Source organism: Methylomonas sp. Uni0009 (assembly GCF_054188105.3).
In genome coordinates this window covers 2,136,081-2,152,164 of the sequence record NZ_JBTAFN010000001.1, presented here as the reverse complement: position 1 = coordinate 2,152,164, position 16,084 = coordinate 2,136,081, and the positions used below count along the sequence as shown (strand labels likewise).

Sequence of the window (16,084 nt, the reverse complement as noted above, 5' to 3'; positions counted from 1 at the left end):
GCCTCCACAACATCGCCAGGATCTTAACTATGGATTTTGTCATTTCGCCCGCAATCGCCCTGATGGATAGGCTGCGCTATCCCGCAAAATTTGCGCTGCTATTCAGCATCGTGCTGATCCCCATGCTGTTCATGGCCGGCACCTTGATCAGGCAATTTCAAACGGAAATCGACTCCTTGGCGCAAGAACGCCATGGCCTAAGTTACATCGCCGCCCTCAGAAAACCAATCGAACACATTCAGCAGCATCGGGGCATGACCAGCGCGTTTCGCAACGGCGCAACCCAATTTAAGGAACGCATCACGAGTAAACGCGAAGAAATCGACGGCTATTTTGCGGAACTGGAAAAAACCGACCGCGAGCTGCATGAGGCCTTGCAAACCGACAAGATGCTTTCCAAGCTCCGCCAACAGTGGAACGACATCAAAACACACTCCCAGGATCAAGAGTTAAGTGCAGTGATAACCGCTCATAACGTGTTGATTGCCGATGGTTTGAAGCTACTAAACCATATTTCGAACACGTCCGGCATCATCCTCGACCCCAAGCTGGATAGTTTTCATATGGGCTTCGTACTGACGGCCGATTTGCCCGAATTAATCGAAGTGATGGGGCAAACGCGGGCGCTGGCGTCCGGCATCGCCGCCAAAGGTAGTCACACACCGCAATCCTTGACCAAGCTGTTGATCTTAATGGCCAATATAGAAACCTATGCCCGAAAGGTGGATGAAGGCTTGGCCGTGGCGTTTGCGGAAAATCCCGAAGTGTCGCGAAACATGCGCGGCACCAATGAAAACTACCGAACAGCCTTGCAAACCATGCTCGGTTTATTACGCCAGCAATTGGTCGAAAGCGAAACCATTTCTGTTGGTAGCGATACAGTATTCGAAACCTCCACCCAAGCCATCACCCAGTCTTACCAGCTCTACACCGGACTGATAGCCGAACTCGACCTGCTTTTTCGCACCCGCAGCGCGGCGGCTGAACAGTTTTTACAATTTACGCTGGCCGGGCTAATCGGGGTGTTGTTGGTGGTCATTGTGCTATTGCTGGGCTTAACCAAGTCGGTCAATCGCAACATAACCGCAATTAACCTCGCAACTAAGCGCGTTGCCCAAAACGACCTGAGCGCGAGAATACATATTGATGCCAACGATGAAATGCGGGAGATTGCCGAAAACTTTAACGCCATGATAGAGACCAGTTCGGCTTTGCTGAAAGAAATCATTCATACCAGTGCCGAATTGCATACGTCGGCGCAAAAAGTCTACACAGTTGCCAACCAAAGTGCGACTCATCTCGACCGGCAACGCGAAGAAATCACCTCGGTTGCGACCGCTGTGAACCAGATGAGCGCGACCATCCAGGACGTTGCATCCACCACCAATACTGCGGCCCAAGCGGCCAGCACCGCTAACGAGCAAACAAAAAACGGTCAGAGCGTAGTGGCCAGCGCCACAATATCGATCAGCCAATTGGCTAAAGACATCGAAGGTGCTGCCAATGTGATTCAAAGTCTGGAAAAAAGCAGCGAATCCATAGGCTCTTTGGTGGATGTGATTAAAAGTATCGCCGAACAAACCAACTTATTGGCATTGAATGCCGCCATTGAAGCCGCCCGCGCCGGCGAACACGGCCGCGGTTTTGCGGTAGTGGCGGATGAAGTTCGCAGCCTGGCAAGCCGTACCCAAGAATCGACTGCCGTAATCGAAAATATGATAGGCGAATTACAGGCCGGATCGCGCAAAGCGGTCACCGTGATGCAGCAAAGCCGTACGCAAGCTAATGTAGGTGTGGAGAAATCTCGGGAGGCCATGCAATCCCTGGAAGCGATCAGCCAATCGGTGGAAACCATCGACGCGATGAACCTGCAAATTGCCAGCGCGGCCGAAGAGCAGACGGCTGTGACCGAGGAAATCAATCGGAATATCGTCCACATTACCAATTTATCGGAACACACCAGTAGCGGGGCTAATCAGACTACCGCCGAAGCCCGCCAGCTGAATCAGCTAGCGGAAAACTTACAAAAACTAACCACGCAATTCAAACTGAACATCTAGCAAGAGAAGCCGCTACCCGATTTGTGCAGGCACCCAGGTAGCGGAACCCATTCTATTTACCCAGCACTTCGCCTCTAACGCTTTCTACCAGTGCCGCGGCTTCCGCGATGAGTTCGGCAGGCACATTCAGCTCTTGCATAGTCGCGCCTAGATGCTCCATGACCGCGTCGAAATGGGAGTCGTTCAAACCCATTTTTACCAAGCGAGCGTGGCCGTCGCGCAAGGAACGTCCGGTGTAGTTGTTGGGACCGCCGAAAGCCACCGTCATAAAGGTTTTTAAATGCTCGGCTTGTTTAGCCATGTCGGTTCTTTCAAAAAAGCGGTTGATCCGAAAATCCCCCATCACTTTGCCGTAAAACACATCTACTGCGGCATTCACCGCCGCTTCGCCGCCGATGCGTTCATACAAAGTTGGTCCTTGCACTTCATTTGCTTCACTCATAATACCCCCTCGTTATAGTTTTTAATTTACGAGGCGTCTGTTAAATCGGCAAACTATTGATTTTTGACTGATTTAACGGCCTCGGCGGCGATAATACCCGATGATAGTTTCGTATCCAAACTATTTCACTGCCGCCAAAGACCTGACTGATTGTAAGTTATTGAATCTTTTCGATACCGCCCAAATAAGGCCGTAAAGCCTCCGGCACGGTGATGGAGCCGTCTTCGTTTTGATAATTTTCCATCACCGCTATTAAGGTGCGGCCGGCTGCCAAACCGGAACCGTTCAAGGTATGCACCAACTCCGGCTTGCCGGTTTCCGGATTGCGCCAGCGCGCTTGCAGACGCCGCGCCTGGAAATCCTTGAAGTTGCTGCAAGACGAAATCTCGCGGTATTTCTGCTGGCCCGGCAACCAGACTTCCAAATCGTAAGTTTTGGACGATGAAAAGCCAGTGTCGCCCGCGCACAGCAACACTTTGCGATACGGCAAATTCAACTTTTGCAAAATAGCTTCGGCGTGCGCAGTGAGTTCTTCATGAGCCTGCGCGGAGGTTTCCGGGGTGACGATTTGCACCAGCTCGACTTTTTCGAATTGATGCTGGCGTATCATGCCGCGCACGTCGCTGCCGTAGGCACCGGCTTCACTGCGAAAACACGGCGAATGGCAAACAAATTTCAGCGGCATTTGTTTGGCTTCGACGATCACATCGCGGACGATATTGGTGACCGGCACTTCGGCGGTCGGGATCAGGTAAAACGTCGGATCGTTTTTGACCGTGAACAGATCGGCTTCAAACTTGGGCAATTGGCCGGTACCGCGCAGGCTATCGGCATTGGCCAGGAACGGCACGTAGGTTTCCTGATAGCCGTGCTCGTTGATATGCGTATTCAACATCAACTGAATGATAGCGCGCTGCAAGGTCGCAAGCTTGCCGGCCAATACCACGAAACGGGCACTGGCGATTTTCGCGCCCAGCTCGAAATTCATGCCCAGCGGCTCACCCAAGTCGACGTGGTCTTTTGGAGTAAATGTAAATTGGCGCGGCTCGCCCCAGCGGCTCACTTCCTGGTTATCCGCATCGCTTTTACCGGCAGGTACTGCTTCATCGAGAATATTGGGGATGCCTTCCAATAGCACGCTCAATTGGTTTTGAATGTTGTTTAACTCGGATTCCGCTGCTTTCAGTTGATCGCCCAAATCCGCCACCTGATCCAGCAAGGGTTGCACATCTTCGCCCTTGGCTTTGGCTTGGCCGATGGCTTTGGAGCGGGTATTACGTTCGTTTTGCAACTCCTGGGTTTTGACCTGAACCTCTTTGCGCCGGTCCTCCAGAGCTTGATAAGCGGCGGCATCGAATTGAAAGCCGCGTCTTTGCAGCTGTTGCATAACCAGTTCCAGGTCGCTTCTAAATAAACGGGGGTCTAGCATGATGTTAAAGATCCTGAATTGAAAAAAGAGATAAAACGACGGCTATACCTGCTTGCCCAGCCACAAGCCGGTCCACAGTGCGGCGGCGCAAAACACGATGTTGCTTAGAAAAACGGTCAGCATCGCACCCATGTGCGATTCGAAGGAATGACCACTTTCCAGCAGGTAGAGAATCAAATATAAGCCGGACAGCGTGATGAATAAACCAATCAGAACGGTCACTAAAATGGCCCGGTATTCTATTGAAATGGACAGTTTGTGCATCAACACCGTGGCGACGATGCCGATCAAAAACGCGCCGATGCCATTAACCAGCGTCAATGCATAGGGAAACGGCCAGTCGAACACACGAATTGTGCCCTGCGAATAGAAAAACAAGCCTTTGCCTAGCGCCAAACCGGCCCATACCGCTAACAGGCAACCGAACACGCTGGCTACAATATTCAGACCGGCCTTGCTGAGTTGTCCCTGTTCCAGCAAATAAAAGGTTTCCAGAGAAAAGCTGGAAAAAGTGGTAAATCCACCCATCACGCCGACCAGAATCGCGGTGCGGTATTCCAAGGCAATCGTCAGACGTTGCAGAATCAACGCTTCGGTCATCAGCCCGATCAAAAATGAGCCGAGCAAATTGACCGTCAAGGTACCGTAAGGAAAGCCCCGGCCCAGCCACAGATATACGCCGCTGGAGGCCAGATAGCGCAACATGGAGCCTATGGCGCCGCCAAGAGCGACCGCGAACAATTGCAACATCAGAATTTAAAGAACGTTTCCCGGTAGTACCGTAATTCTTCGATGGACTCGATGATGTCGTCCAGCGCTTTGTGCGAGGCTTGTTTGTTAAAGCCATCCTTTAACTGCGGCGCCCAGCGCGCGGCTAGTTCCTTAACGGTGGAGACGTCCAGGTTGCGGTAATGGAAATAGGCTTCCAATTTGGGCATGTAGCGATAGAGAAAGCGCCTGTCCTGACAAATGCTGTTTCCACAGATCGGTGACGTTCTGGCCGGCACCCATTCTTGCAAAAACGCGATGGTTAGCGCTTCCGCTTCGGCCGCGTCGATTTTTGATTCCTTCACCCGCTGAATCAATCCGGACTGCCCATGGTGCTTCTGGTTCCAGTCGTCCATTGCCGCCAGCGCCGCGTCAGACTGATGCACCGCCATCACCGGCCCTTCGGCCAGGATTTGCAGATTTTTGTCGGTCACTACCGTGGCGATTTCGATGATCAGATCGTTATCAGGATCTAAGCCTGTCATTTCCAGATCGATCCAGATAAGATTGTCGGCATCTTGAGCCATTTTCATTCCATGGTATTAATAATGTTGCGGCAAATTGTAGCATTAGCTAATCTGTACCGCTAATTGTTAACCCCACCTACATAGGCTTGATGAACACGTTTACCGGCATTTTTTTAGCGGCTTTAGTCCTTTCCTACGGCATCCAATTTTGGCTGGCAATGCGCCAGAAATCCTACGTTTTACAGCATCGCGAGCAGGTGCCGACCGCCTTTCAAGACCGAGTGTCACTCAGCGCGCACCAAAAGGCTGCCGATTACACCATAGAGAAAAGCAAACTGGGCGACATCGACAGCGTGGTCGGCATGGTATTTCTGCTGGCGCTGACCTTGGGTGGCGGCATCAGCCTGGTGTTCGATTTCTGGTCAACCTTCGATTTGTCGCCACTGATGGCCAGCTTGTTGTCAATGGCCAGCATTTTTCTGCTGATGACTGTAATTGAAATCCCGTTTAGCCTTTACCAAACCTTTGTCATTGAGGAAAAATACGGCTTCAACAAAAGCAAACTGCCGCAGTTCGTGAAAGACCAACTAATGTCCATGGGCTTGACGCTGGCGATAGGTTTGCCGATTCTGGCTCTGATTCTATGGGTCATGGACAGTATCGGTAGCCTATGGTGGTTATATGCTTGGGCGATCATCATGAGTTTCTCTCTGTTGATGAGCTGGCTGTTTCCGACCTTGATCGCACCGCTGTTCAACAAATTCGAGCCGATGCAGGAAGGCTCTTTGAAGCAACGTATTCAAGGCCTATTGGAACGCTGCGGCTTCAGCAGCAACGGCATTTTCATTATGGACGGTTCACGCCGTTCCGGCCATGGCAACGCTTATTTCACCGGCCTGGGCAATAACAAGCGCATCGTGTTCTTCGATACGCTGGTCAATTCGCTGGACGAGGAAGAATTGGAAGCGGTTTTGGCACACGAGTTGGGCCATTTCAAATGCAAGCACACCATCAAGATGCTGGTGGCTTCGTCGGTGATGACCTTGATCAGCTTTGCGGTGCTAGGCTGGTTGATTACCCAGGACTGGTTTTTCGACGGTTTGGGGGTCACTACCCATTCCAACGCTGCCGCATTATTGCTATTTATGCTGGTATCGCCGGTCTTCACCACGTTTATGCAACCGATCAGCGCCTATTTTCAACGTAAATTCGAGTTCGAAGCCGACGACTTTGCGACCCGAAATGCCCAAGGCAGCAAAATGATCAGCGGTTTGGTGAAACTTTACGAAGAAAACGCCAGCACGCTGACCCCCGACCCCTTGTACTCCGCATTTCATTACAGCCATCCGCCCGCCGCGATCCGCATAGCGCATATCGAACAAAAGATGCAGTCCGCCTGATGGCAGACTTGCACCAAGGCTTGGTCGTCGCCCATCTCGGCAAGGGGATTGCTGTCGAGGTGAGCGACGATGCCGGTGTAACCGTCGAGCAGCTCGTGCTTTGCCAAACACTACGTAAACTGGACACTGTGGTGGTCGGCGACAGGGTGATGCTATCGATGTCCTCACCCGAGCAAGGCCGCATCGAGCAAATAATGCCCAGGCGCTCGGTGTTGCAACGCCCGAGCCGCGGCAACGACACCCGGCCGGTAGCGGCCAATCTGGATACCATTTTCATCGTCTTCGCCGCCGAACCGGAATGCGATTTTCTGCTGCTGGATCAATATCTGGCGATTTGCGAAAACTGCAATATCGATGCGGCGCTAGTACTCAATAAAATCGACTTGCCGCTATCACCCGCCGTCGAGGCAGAACTGGCTTATTATCAAAACTTGGGCTATAGCCTACATAGAGTCAGCGCCAAACAAGCGGTTGGTATTCAGGGTTTACAACAGGTTTTGGCACAGCAGACCAGCATGTTCGCCGGCCAATCCGGGGTTGGAAAATCGTCTTTGACGAATGCACTATTGCCGGACCGGAACCTAAGAACCAACACTGTATCGGAAATCACCCGCCACGGCCGCCATACCACCACGGCCGCGACGCTTTACCATTTACCGGGCGGCGGCGATTTAATCGACAGCCCCGGCGTGGCCATATTTGGCTTGGCCGGTTTGTCGGAAGGGCAACTGGCTTGGGGTTATAGAGAATTTCAGCCGCACATCGGCAAATGTCGCTTCAACGACTGCCGGCATGTCAATGACAAGGATTGTGCGGTGCGGCTGGCGGTAGAAGCGGGCCAAATTGCCGCAGAGCGCTACCAGCGCTTCTTAAAACTTAGAGAAAAGATGCCGCCGGGCAATCGCAACTAGTCCCTTCCAACACATGATTCTGCATTCCGGACCAGCTCAATCCCATCTTGCGTGCTACAGTAGGTTCGCGTAAATTATATTCTTTCGACTAAAGCACTAGCCAAGACCGCCGGAACCAATACATGGATACACACACAGTAGCTCGCCTTCCGGACGATAAAACTTGGCAAGTGCCGGGCTTCACGCGCGACCAGCACGGCAAGCCGCAAATCGAGCTCGACCCGGCAAGTCTTTATGCATATGGCCACCTGATACGCCTGACCGAAGAATTGGTGCTGGATCAATTTTCCCGCGGCCTCGTTTCAGGCACCACCCACACCTGCATCGGCCAGGAGCTCACCGCATTATCGGTGGTGCGCGCCTTGGACCATCCCGATGACGCCGTGCTTTCCAATCATCGCAATCACGGCCATTTCCTGTCGTATTCCGGAGACTTTGTCGGACTGGTTGGCGAAATTATGGGCCGGGAGGCCGGCGCTTGCGGCGGTTGGGGCGGCAGTCAACACCTGGTCCATCGTAATTTTCACAGTAACGGTGTGCAGGGCGGCATGCTGGGCATCGGCGCCGGCTTAGCGTTAGCGCGCAAGCTGCACGACAGCGCCGGAATCGTGGCCGCCATCATAGGCGACGGCACACTCGGCCAAGGCTTGGTTTACGAAGCCATGAATATGGCGTCGGTCTGGAACGCACCGTTGCTGGTCGTGGTCGAGAACAACGGTATTTCTCAGACTACCGTCAGTCGCGACAATCTGGGCGGCGACATCCAAGCCCGTGGCGCAGCATTCGGACTACCCACTTGGCGTCTTGCCGACGATGATCCTGAATTCTGCCGCAAAGTAGCGGAAGCCGTCAGCGCAGTGCGCGCGAGTCGCGGCCCCGGCTTCCTGGTAATCGATACCCGGCGGATGGGCCCGCACAGTAAAGGCGACGATCTGCGCGATCCAAACGAACTCGCAGAAATTCGCGCCCGAGATCCATTGGCCGCCTTGGCCAGGCAGTTGCCGGCAGATACGCTGGCAACTATCGAAGCCCGCAATCGCGAATTCGTGGAAACGGTACGCCAAGCGGCCAACGCGTCCCCGGAAGCCACGCTCGCCGAGACACCGACACACATCTTCTCCGCTCAACCTGAATACCCAGTGCCCAGTTATCCGCCAATCGCGGCGGGCAGCAACGTGCGGCAGGTTTTGAACACCGCCTTGCAATTCCTGCTCAAGTCCGATCAGCGCACGCTATTAATCGGCGAAGACCTGCACGACCCCTACGGCGGCGCCTTCAAAGTCACACAAGGCCTGTCCAGCGAATTTCCCGGTCGCGTCATTTCCACACCGATCAGCGAGGCAGGCATCACCGGCTCGTCTATTGGCTTGTCGCTTGACGGCTACTTGCCCATCGTGGAAATCATGTTCGCCGATTTCCTGTCGCTATGCCTGGATCAACTGCTGAACCATGCCGTGAAATTCCCAGGCATGTTTGCAGACACCTCCGTGCCTATAGTCATCCGCACACCTTGCGGCGGCCGGCGCGGCTACGGCCCCACCCACAGCCAAAGCCCGGAGCACCTGTTTACGTCTGTGCCAGGCCTGACCGTGGTTTACGGCAGTCATAGGCACAATGTCGCCGAACTGTTAATCGACGCGGTGCTGCGCTGGCACTACCCGGTGCTGTTTCTGGAACACAAACTGCTGTACGGCGAAAAAATGGACCCGGCGGATTATGTCGCGCTGCCGGCCACGGATGATGTGGCGACCCACTTGTTCCCTACCCTACGCCGGGGTGCGAATGAACCTGATGTAACGTTAGTAAGCTACGGCGGCATGCTGACAATGACCGAAGCCGTGGCGAACAGACTGGAAAGCGAAGAAGAGCTGGAAGTTGAAATCGTCTCGCCGTCGCTGCTGTCGCCGTTGCCGCGCGAATCGCTGATCAAGCATCTGGCAGCCCGAGAATGCGTGGTCGTGATCGAGGAATCTCACCACGACTTCGGTGTCAGCGCCGAAATCGCCGCCGCTTTGCTCGAATCAGGATTCAAGGGCCAGTTTCTACGCATCGGCACACCGCCCGTGCCCATCGCCTCCGCCCGCAGCCTGGAGCGCAGCATTATTCCCGACGAACAATCGATAATCGAGCAAATTCTCGACCTTTTTTAAAGGACCGCCATGCCCACTTTCCAAACCGTCCCCTGCGTGAACATCAACGACGAGTTCGTGGACGTCGTCAGCATCGACGTCAAGCAAGGCGAGTTCGTCACTAGCGGCGACGTGGTCGCCACCGTCGAAACCGACAAATCCATGATAGATGTGGTCGCCGAACAAGACGGCTACGTGCTGCGAGTCGACTGCGAACCGGGGCAAAAAATCCGTGTCGGCGCCGTGATGTTCTGGCTGGGTGAGACGCGCGACGAAGCGATCCCGGAAGAAACCAAGGACACTTCGTCAACAGCAAGCGCCGTGCGCCAACCCACGGCAAAAGCCAGAGCCATGCTTAAGGAACTGGACATCGACCCGTCCCGCGTCCCCGTCAGCGGCGAACGTCTGTCGGTAGCCGACATCGAGACTTGGTTGAGCAAGGGCGGTAAGCCCGGTAAAGCCGCCGCGACTACTCAAACGGTAAACCGCCGGGAAGATACACCTGCGGTTGCAGGAGACTTGCAGGAATTGTCGCCGGAATCGGCAGGCATGCTGCATACAGTTGCCTGGCATCGAGATTTTGCGGCCTCGGCCTATCTGGAAGTCGAATACGACCCCAAACCCTGGGAAGAACGCGCCGCCGCCTATGCGGCGGAACATAAGCTGATGCTCTCGCCCTTGCTGCCATTGATGGCCTTTCGTTTGGCGGAATTGGGCCGCGAACGCCCTATAATAAACTCCACGATAGTCAACGGTCAGCGCTTTCAATACACACCCGTCAATATCGGCTTTACCGTGCAGGCTGGCGCGATGCTTTACCTAACCGTGGTGCGCGACACGCAAGACATGGACGCAGCACAATTCATCAGCGCCCTCGGCGAGGTACAACGCCACGCCATGGCACACAAGCTGCCGCCGCAGGAAGCCACCGGCGCTACCCTATCGTTTTCGAGCATGGCACGTTGGAATGTCAGCCGCCACACCCCTATTCTACCGCCGCAAACAGCGCTGATTATTGCTCACGCCGCGCCGAAAAATTCCGATAAGGCCGTACTGGGTGCCACTTACGATCACCGCGTTCTCACGGGTTTCGACGTCGCACAGGTGTTGCTGGCGTTATCCCGTCCGGCATAACCACTCACATAAACCAGAGGCCACCGATAGATGAACCTAAATCCCGACGAGATTAAAGCCGCGATACGCGCCAAGGTAATAGAACTAGCCAAAGCGCTGGACATGGACGCCTCAGGCGTTACTGACGACGACATCCTGCCGGCCACCGGTGTGCTGGATTCCGGCGCCATTCTGGAACTTGTGGTCTGGTTTGAGGCCAGCTACGACTTTCGGATCAAACAGGAAGACATGAACATCGACAATCTCGGCTCGATTAATGCGATGACCGACTTTCTGCTGTCCAGCAAACAAGCGTAAGCCAAACAATCTACCGCAGCCTATTTGATGCAACCGCGCTGAAGGAATAATCATGGCCATGCCGACGCTGGAACCGATTCAAGACGGCGACCTGCTCGCTTTCTGCCAATTTCTCACGGAACACCTGAGCTCTGAGCGCAGTGCCGAGCAATGGGCGCAAGCTTTCCAGCAGAACTGGGGCGTAACCAAGCCCAACAACGGTTTTCTGATCCGCGACGAAGGCAAAATTGTCGCTGGCATCGGCGCGATTTATGCGGAGCGAATTATTCACGGTAAACCGGAACAATTCTGCAACATCACCAGCTGGTGCGTGCTGGAGGCCTTCCGCTCGCAAAGCATGCGGCTGGCGATGGCTGTCGTGTCGCAACCCGGCTTCCATTTCACCGACCTGACGCCGACGGAAGTGGTATCGAAGACGCTACAGTTCCTGAAGTTCAAGCCCATGAACGAACGCCACGCACTGTGGCCCAATCTTCCCTGGCCATTTGCCAGCCTTGGCGGCGTACGTGTAATTACCGATCACGATGCTATTGAACAGGCGCTTGCGCCCGCCGATGCCAAGGTATTCCATGACCACCGCCACCTGCCCTGGCTTAGACACTTGGCAGTTGGAAAACCAGGCGCGTATTGTCTCGTGACCTGGAAACCGAACAGATTAAAAGGCGTCCCCGGCGCGCTGGTGTTGGGATTCAGCGATCCCGAGCTGTTTTTGATTTACCGCAATAGCATCGGCTCACACCTGTTACAGAAAGGTTGTTTTTACACCCGAGTCGAGTCGCGCCTGCTGCCCCGGCTACCACTGCTCTGCCACGAACTGGCCGGCTACCGCAACAAAGTCTTTCGCAGCGACACCCTGGCTGAAGCCGACATCAGCAACTTTTATTCCGAGATCGTGGGGCTAAACCAGTGAGCGAACGAAAACTGATTCGTGTAGACAGCGAAACCCGCCCCATCTTGTCGGTAGTCATCCATACCGAGGAGGAGTTCGATTGGAACAAGCCGCACGACAGGCAGGCCACCGGCGTTAAGCATATGCGCCACATCGACCGGGCACAGAAGGTTTTCGATAGTTTTGGGATTGTGCCGAACTATGTGGTCGACTATCCGATTGCTTCGCAAGAAGAAGCTTTCGGTCCGCTGAAAGCCTACGCAGATTCGGGACGAGCACTGATTGGAGCGCATTTGCATCCCTGGGTGTCGCCACCGCACGATGAAGAACTGAACGCCCGCAACTCCTATCCCGGCAATTTGCCGCGCGCGCTGGAATATGAAAAACTCAGGATACTCACCGAGCAAATCAAAAGCTCGTTCGGCACCTCGCCGTTAACCTATCTCGCGGGCCGTTACGGCTTCGGTCCCAATACCGGCGAGATTCTCGAAGAACTGGGCTACGAGGTCGACATCAGCGTGGCCGCGTCTATTGATTACAGCGCCGACGGCGGCCCGGACTACTCCAGCTATACCAGTGACCCGTTTTGGTTTGGCAATCAGCGCCGCCTGCTTAGCTTGCCCGGCTCGGGCGGTTACGTGGGAACATTGCGGGCGGGTGGCACGCCTCTTTACCGGCAGCTGATGCATCCCTGGCTGCGCAAAGCCAAGATTTCGGGAGCAGTCGCCAGGCTGCGACTCCTAGAACGCATTAGGCTTTCCCCTGAAGATTACAGCGAGCCGGAGATGCGCCGCTTAACCAAATCCTTACTGGCCGACGGTGTGCGAATCTTTGTGTTCAGCTTTCATTCGCCGTCGGTGATGCCGGGCGGCACACCTTACGTGAACAGCGATGCGGACCTTGAACGGTTTCTGGAAAAATGCCGGCGCTACTTCGACTTTTTTATGCGGGAATTGGGTGGCGCGACCATGACCCCGCTGGAGATCAAGGACTGGCTGGAACGACATTGATGGAGCAGTTGCCCAAGCATAAAAAAGCCGCGAATTTCGCGGCTTTTTTATGCTTTTTATATCCGCGTTAACCCGGCGGCCAATGCATTTGCCTGCCGGCCAGTAGATGCATATGTAAGTGGTGCACAGTCTGTCCGCCGTCATCGTTACAGTTGAACACAGTTCGGTAACCGCTTTCCGCATAGCCTAGCTGACCGGCAATTTTAGCAGCAGTCTGTAACATCAATCCGCCCAGCAAGGCATCGTCCAGATCATTTAAATTAGCGACGTGGCGCTTAGGGATGATTAACACATGCATGGGCGCTTGCGGGTGTATATCCCTGAACGCCAGTAGTTGCTCGTCTTCGTAAACCACATCCGGCTTGATTTCACCGCTGCCCATCTTGCAAAACAAACAATCACTCATATGTCCTCCTAAAATTCGCGGCGGCCGTTAAAGGCGTGCGCCAAGGTGCCGCTGTCGATAAATTCCAGCTCGCCGCCCATCGGCACGCCGTGCGCGATGCGCGTGGCGCGGATATTGAGTTTGCCGGCGACTTCGCCGATGAAATGCGCGGTAGCCTGCCCTTCGACGGTAGAATTGGTCGCCAGGATGATTTCCTTGATCTGGCCGCTCGCCATGCGTTGCTCGAGCAACTCAAAGCCAAGCTGATCGGGACCGATACCGTCCAACGGCGACAAGCGGCCATGCAATACAAAGTATTTGCCCTTGAAGGTAGTGGCTTGATCGATCACCCAAACGTCGGCAGGACTTTCGACCACGCAGATCGTCTCCGCATCGCGCAGCGGATTAGCGCAAACTTCGCACAACTCGGCTTCGGTCAAAGTCCGGCATTCGCGGCAATGGCCGATTTCGTTGACGGCTTTTGCGAGCATTTTGCTTAATTGCATGCCGCCGTCACGGTTGCGCTGCAATAGATGGAAAGCCATGCGTTGCGCCGATTTAGGGCCCACGCCGGGCAGGCAGCACAGGCTTTGGATCAACTCTTTCAGCAGACCTTGGTTTTGCATGCTTAGAATGGCATTTGGAAACCGGGTGGGATCGGGATGCCGGCAGTAACATCGGCCATTTTTTCTTTTTTCATTTTACCGACTTTATGCACCGCGTCGTTGATCGCCGCCGCCACCAAGTCTTCCAACATATCCTTGTCGTCACCCACCAAAGACGGGTCGATACTGACCTTGCGGACCTCGCGTTTGCCGGTCATCACTATCGTCACCAAGCCTCCGCCGGACTCGCCTTGCACTTCCATCGCGCCCAATTCTTCCTGGGCTTTTTTAAGGTTGTCTTGCATTTTTTGGGCTTGTTGCATGATGCCCGCTAGCGCATTTTTCATCATTGTCTCTCCAATATTAATTCAGTGGCTCGATACTGCCAGGCATGATTCTAGCGCCAAACGTGTCTTTCAAAGCCTGCACATTTTCATCGCTATTAATGCTATCGACTGCCGCTTGCTGCCGATCTTCGCGCGCTTTTTGAATTTCCAGCGCCGGTGTCATTTGCTGCTCTACTTGCTTGCTTATCAACAGTTTTAAGGGTTTACCGTAATAATTTTGCAATGCTACCCTTAGGTTGTCCTCGGCTTTAGTCCCGACTTGCTGGAAGCTCGGATCGAGCAGCAAGCGGCAACTGCTGTCGTCGATCCCGTCCAACACGCAGTTATTCGCCAGTTCGCGGGTACGCCCGCTGATATTCAACGCGGCTATAATCTCGGTCCAATTGCTCGGTTTGACGACTTGTGAGACTGATAACGGACGCGGCTCTTCGATGGATTTGGCGCTGCTCTCCACAACCGCAACCGGCGCCGGCGTACTGGCAACCGACTTAACGACCGGCGATTTGGCCGGCTCAAGCGTTTGGGCTTCCGCAGTTTGCGGCCGGAAAGTCAGCATCCGCAGCATGACCATTTCAAAACCGCTACGCGGATCGGGCGCCAGCGGCAAATCGCGTTGGCCAAGCAAGCCAATCTGATAATACAGTTGCACGTCTTCGGGCAATAAAGTCTTGGCTAGAGTGTCCAATAATTGCTTATCAAATTCCTGATCGACGAAATCCGGCATTTGCTGTAACAACGCGACCCGATGCAATACCCGCAGCATCTGCTGCAAAATATCGGCGAAATCCGGCGTCAACTCGGCGACATCGGCGATTTTTGCCAGCAAGGCCCGCGCATCGCCTGCCGCCAAAGCCTGCAACATCTCGTCGATAGGTTGCTGAGCGACAGTACCAAGCATGCCGATCACCGCTTCCGCCGTGACGCTGCCGCTACCGTAAACGATGGCCTGATCCAGCAAGCTCAAGCCATCGCGCAAGCTGCCGTCAGCGGCTCTGCCCAACATTTTTAGCGCGGCAGGCTCGAAGGCAATTTGCTCCTGGCCCAAGATGAACTGCATTTGCGCGTCGATTTGCTCCGGCAGCAACCGTTTTAGATTAAATTGCAAACAGCGCGACAATACCGTGACCGGAATTTTATGCGGATCGGTGGTAGCCAGCAGAAATTTGACGTGCGGCGGCGGCTCTTCCAGGGTCTTTAACAAGGCGTTAAAGCTATGCCCGGACAGCATATGCACTTCGTCGATTAAGTAGACTTTGTAGCGGCCTTGATTGGGTGCGTACTGGGCATTGTCGAGCAGATCGCGGGTATCTTCGACTTTGGTGCGGGAGGCGGCATCGACTTCGATCAAGTCCATGAACCGGCCTTGCTCGAAATCTCGGCAAACCCGGCATTCGCCGCAAGGGTTGAAATCTTTTAGATCTTCACAGTTGATGGCTTTGGCGAGAATCCGCGCCACCGTGGTTTTGCCGACGCCACGGGTGCCGGTGAACAGATAGGCATGATGCAATCTATCATGCTGCAAGGCGTGCATTAACGATTGACTGACATGCTCCTGACCGACAAGCTGCTTGAAGTTGCTGGGACGCCATTTTCTGGCAAGAACCTGATAAGCCATTAGCAACGCGGAAAGGCAAGAGTTGGGCGGCTACTGCGCCAGCCACATCCCGGCACACGAGTCCGCTGCTACCGTTGCTTCCTTCCGGACCTGGCGGGGTTTACAGCGTATCGTTGCGAGAGGACCGACACAGTAACCATAAAACATCAGCAAGACGCTGAAGAGTGGCGCATTATCCATAAAAGTTCATCGATAA

16 protein-coding genes and 1 other RNA gene are annotated in these 16,084 nt (G+C 54.4%); 8 read left to right on the top strand and 9 right to left on the bottom strand.

The annotated features are described in order from the left end of the window. The first annotated feature begins 29 nt into the window (after positions 1 to 29). Entirely contained in the window at positions 30 to 2,060 is a 2,031-nt protein-coding gene (locus ACWAU0_RS10145) for a methyl-accepting chemotaxis protein (RefSeq protein WP_458139062.1), read from the top strand. 52 nt (positions 2,061 to 2,112) lie between these two features. Here ACWAU0_RS10145 and ACWAU0_RS10140 read toward each other — a convergent pair whose 3' ends face one another. The 4 genes from ACWAU0_RS10140 to orn form a co-directional block, all read right to left on the bottom strand. After that, positions 2,113 to 2,502: a group I truncated hemoglobin gene (locus ACWAU0_RS10140; protein ID WP_033157809.1), complete on the bottom strand. Its 390-nt coding sequence runs from the start codon at positions 2,500 to 2,502 to the stop codon at positions 2,113 to 2,115. 157 nt (positions 2,503 to 2,659) lie between these two features. Further along, entirely contained in the window at positions 2,660 to 3,931 is a 1,272-nt protein-coding gene (gene serS, locus ACWAU0_RS10135) for a serine--tRNA ligase (RefSeq protein ID WP_033157808.1), read from the bottom strand. A gap of 42 nt (positions 3,932 to 3,973) precedes the next feature. After that, the gene (gene crcB / locus ACWAU0_RS10130) at positions 3,974 to 4,681 is read right to left on the bottom strand and encodes a fluoride efflux transporter CrcB (protein ID WP_033157807.1); all 708 of its coding nucleotides are present in this window, start codon (positions 4,679 to 4,681) and stop codon (positions 3,974 to 3,976) included. Continuing rightward, complete coding sequence (gene orn, locus ACWAU0_RS10125; RefSeq protein WP_033157874.1) at positions 4,681 to 5,226, bottom strand: oligoribonuclease; 546 nt, start codon at positions 5,224 to 5,226, stop codon at positions 4,681 to 4,683. Before orn ends, crcB begins: the two co-directional genes overlap by 1 nt. An 89-nt stretch (positions 5,227 to 5,315) precedes the next feature. On the opposite strand from orn, the gene ACWAU0_RS10120 reads away from it, so the two are divergent. From ACWAU0_RS10120 to ACWAU0_RS10090, 7 genes are all read left to right on the top strand, one after another. Next, entirely contained in the window at positions 5,316 to 6,566 is a 1,251-nt protein-coding gene (locus tag ACWAU0_RS10120) for a M48 family metallopeptidase (protein ID WP_033157806.1), read from the top strand. After that, entirely contained in the window at positions 6,566 to 7,477 is a 912-nt protein-coding gene (rsgA, locus tag ACWAU0_RS10115) for a ribosome small subunit-dependent GTPase A (RefSeq protein WP_101054360.1), read from the top strand. The genes ACWAU0_RS10120 and rsgA overlap by 1 nt, the downstream gene beginning before the upstream one ends. Positions 7,478 to 7,599: 122 nt before the next feature. Beyond that, a complete protein-coding gene (locus tag ACWAU0_RS10110) occupies positions 7,600 to 9,627 on the top strand; it encodes an alpha-ketoacid dehydrogenase subunit alpha/beta (RefSeq protein ID WP_101054363.1) in 2,028 nt (675 codons plus the stop codon). 9 nt (positions 9,628 to 9,636) lie between these two features. Continuing rightward, the gene (locus tag ACWAU0_RS10105) at positions 9,637 to 10,740 is read left to right on the top strand and encodes a 2-oxo acid dehydrogenase subunit E2 (RefSeq protein ID WP_101054365.1); all 1,104 of its coding nucleotides are present in this window, start codon (positions 9,637 to 9,639) and stop codon (positions 10,738 to 10,740) included. A gap of 30 nt (positions 10,741 to 10,770) precedes the next feature. Next, positions 10,771 to 11,037: a hypothetical protein gene (locus tag ACWAU0_RS10100; RefSeq protein WP_033157803.1), complete on the top strand. Its 267-nt coding sequence runs from the start codon at positions 10,771 to 10,773 to the stop codon at positions 11,035 to 11,037. A gap of 52 nt (positions 11,038 to 11,089) precedes the next feature. Beyond that, a complete protein-coding gene (locus ACWAU0_RS10095) occupies positions 11,090 to 11,947 on the top strand; it encodes a hypothetical protein (RefSeq protein ID WP_458139061.1) in 858 nt (285 codons plus the stop codon). Then, entirely contained in the window at positions 11,944 to 12,936 is a 993-nt protein-coding gene (locus ACWAU0_RS10090) for a polysaccharide deacetylase family protein (protein WP_051670173.1), read from the top strand. Before ACWAU0_RS10095 ends, ACWAU0_RS10090 begins: the two co-directional genes overlap by 4 nt. A 67-nt stretch (positions 12,937 to 13,003) precedes the next feature. On the opposite strand, the gene ACWAU0_RS10085 is transcribed toward ACWAU0_RS10090, so the two are convergent. From ACWAU0_RS10085 to ffs, 5 genes are all read right to left on the bottom strand, one after another. After that, positions 13,004 to 13,342, bottom strand: coding sequence for a histidine triad nucleotide-binding protein (locus tag ACWAU0_RS10085; RefSeq protein ID WP_033157801.1), 339 nt, complete (start codon positions 13,340 to 13,342; stop codon positions 13,004 to 13,006). A gap of 8 nt (positions 13,343 to 13,350) precedes the next feature. After that, on the bottom strand, positions 13,351 to 13,947 hold the full coding sequence (recR, locus tag ACWAU0_RS10080) for a recombination mediator RecR (RefSeq protein WP_033157800.1): 597 nt from the start codon (positions 13,945 to 13,947) through the stop codon (positions 13,351 to 13,353). 2 nt (positions 13,948 to 13,949) lie between these two features. Next, on the bottom strand, positions 13,950 to 14,273 hold the full coding sequence (locus tag ACWAU0_RS10075; RefSeq protein ID WP_026147014.1) for a YbaB/EbfC family nucleoid-associated protein: 324 nt from the start codon (positions 14,271 to 14,273) through the stop codon (positions 13,950 to 13,952). A gap of 16 nt (positions 14,274 to 14,289) precedes the next feature. Beyond that, positions 14,290 to 15,888 carry a DNA polymerase III subunit gamma/tau gene (gene dnaX / locus ACWAU0_RS10070; RefSeq protein ID WP_458139060.1) on the bottom strand — a complete coding sequence of 533 codons (1,599 nt, stop codon included), beginning with the start codon at positions 15,886 to 15,888 and terminating at the stop codon, positions 14,290 to 14,292. 33 nt (positions 15,889 to 15,921) lie between these two features. Then, positions 15,922 to 16,018, bottom strand: an RNA gene (gene ffs / locus ACWAU0_RS10065) — signal recognition particle sRNA small type. Positions 16,019 to 16,084 lie beyond the last annotated feature (66 nt).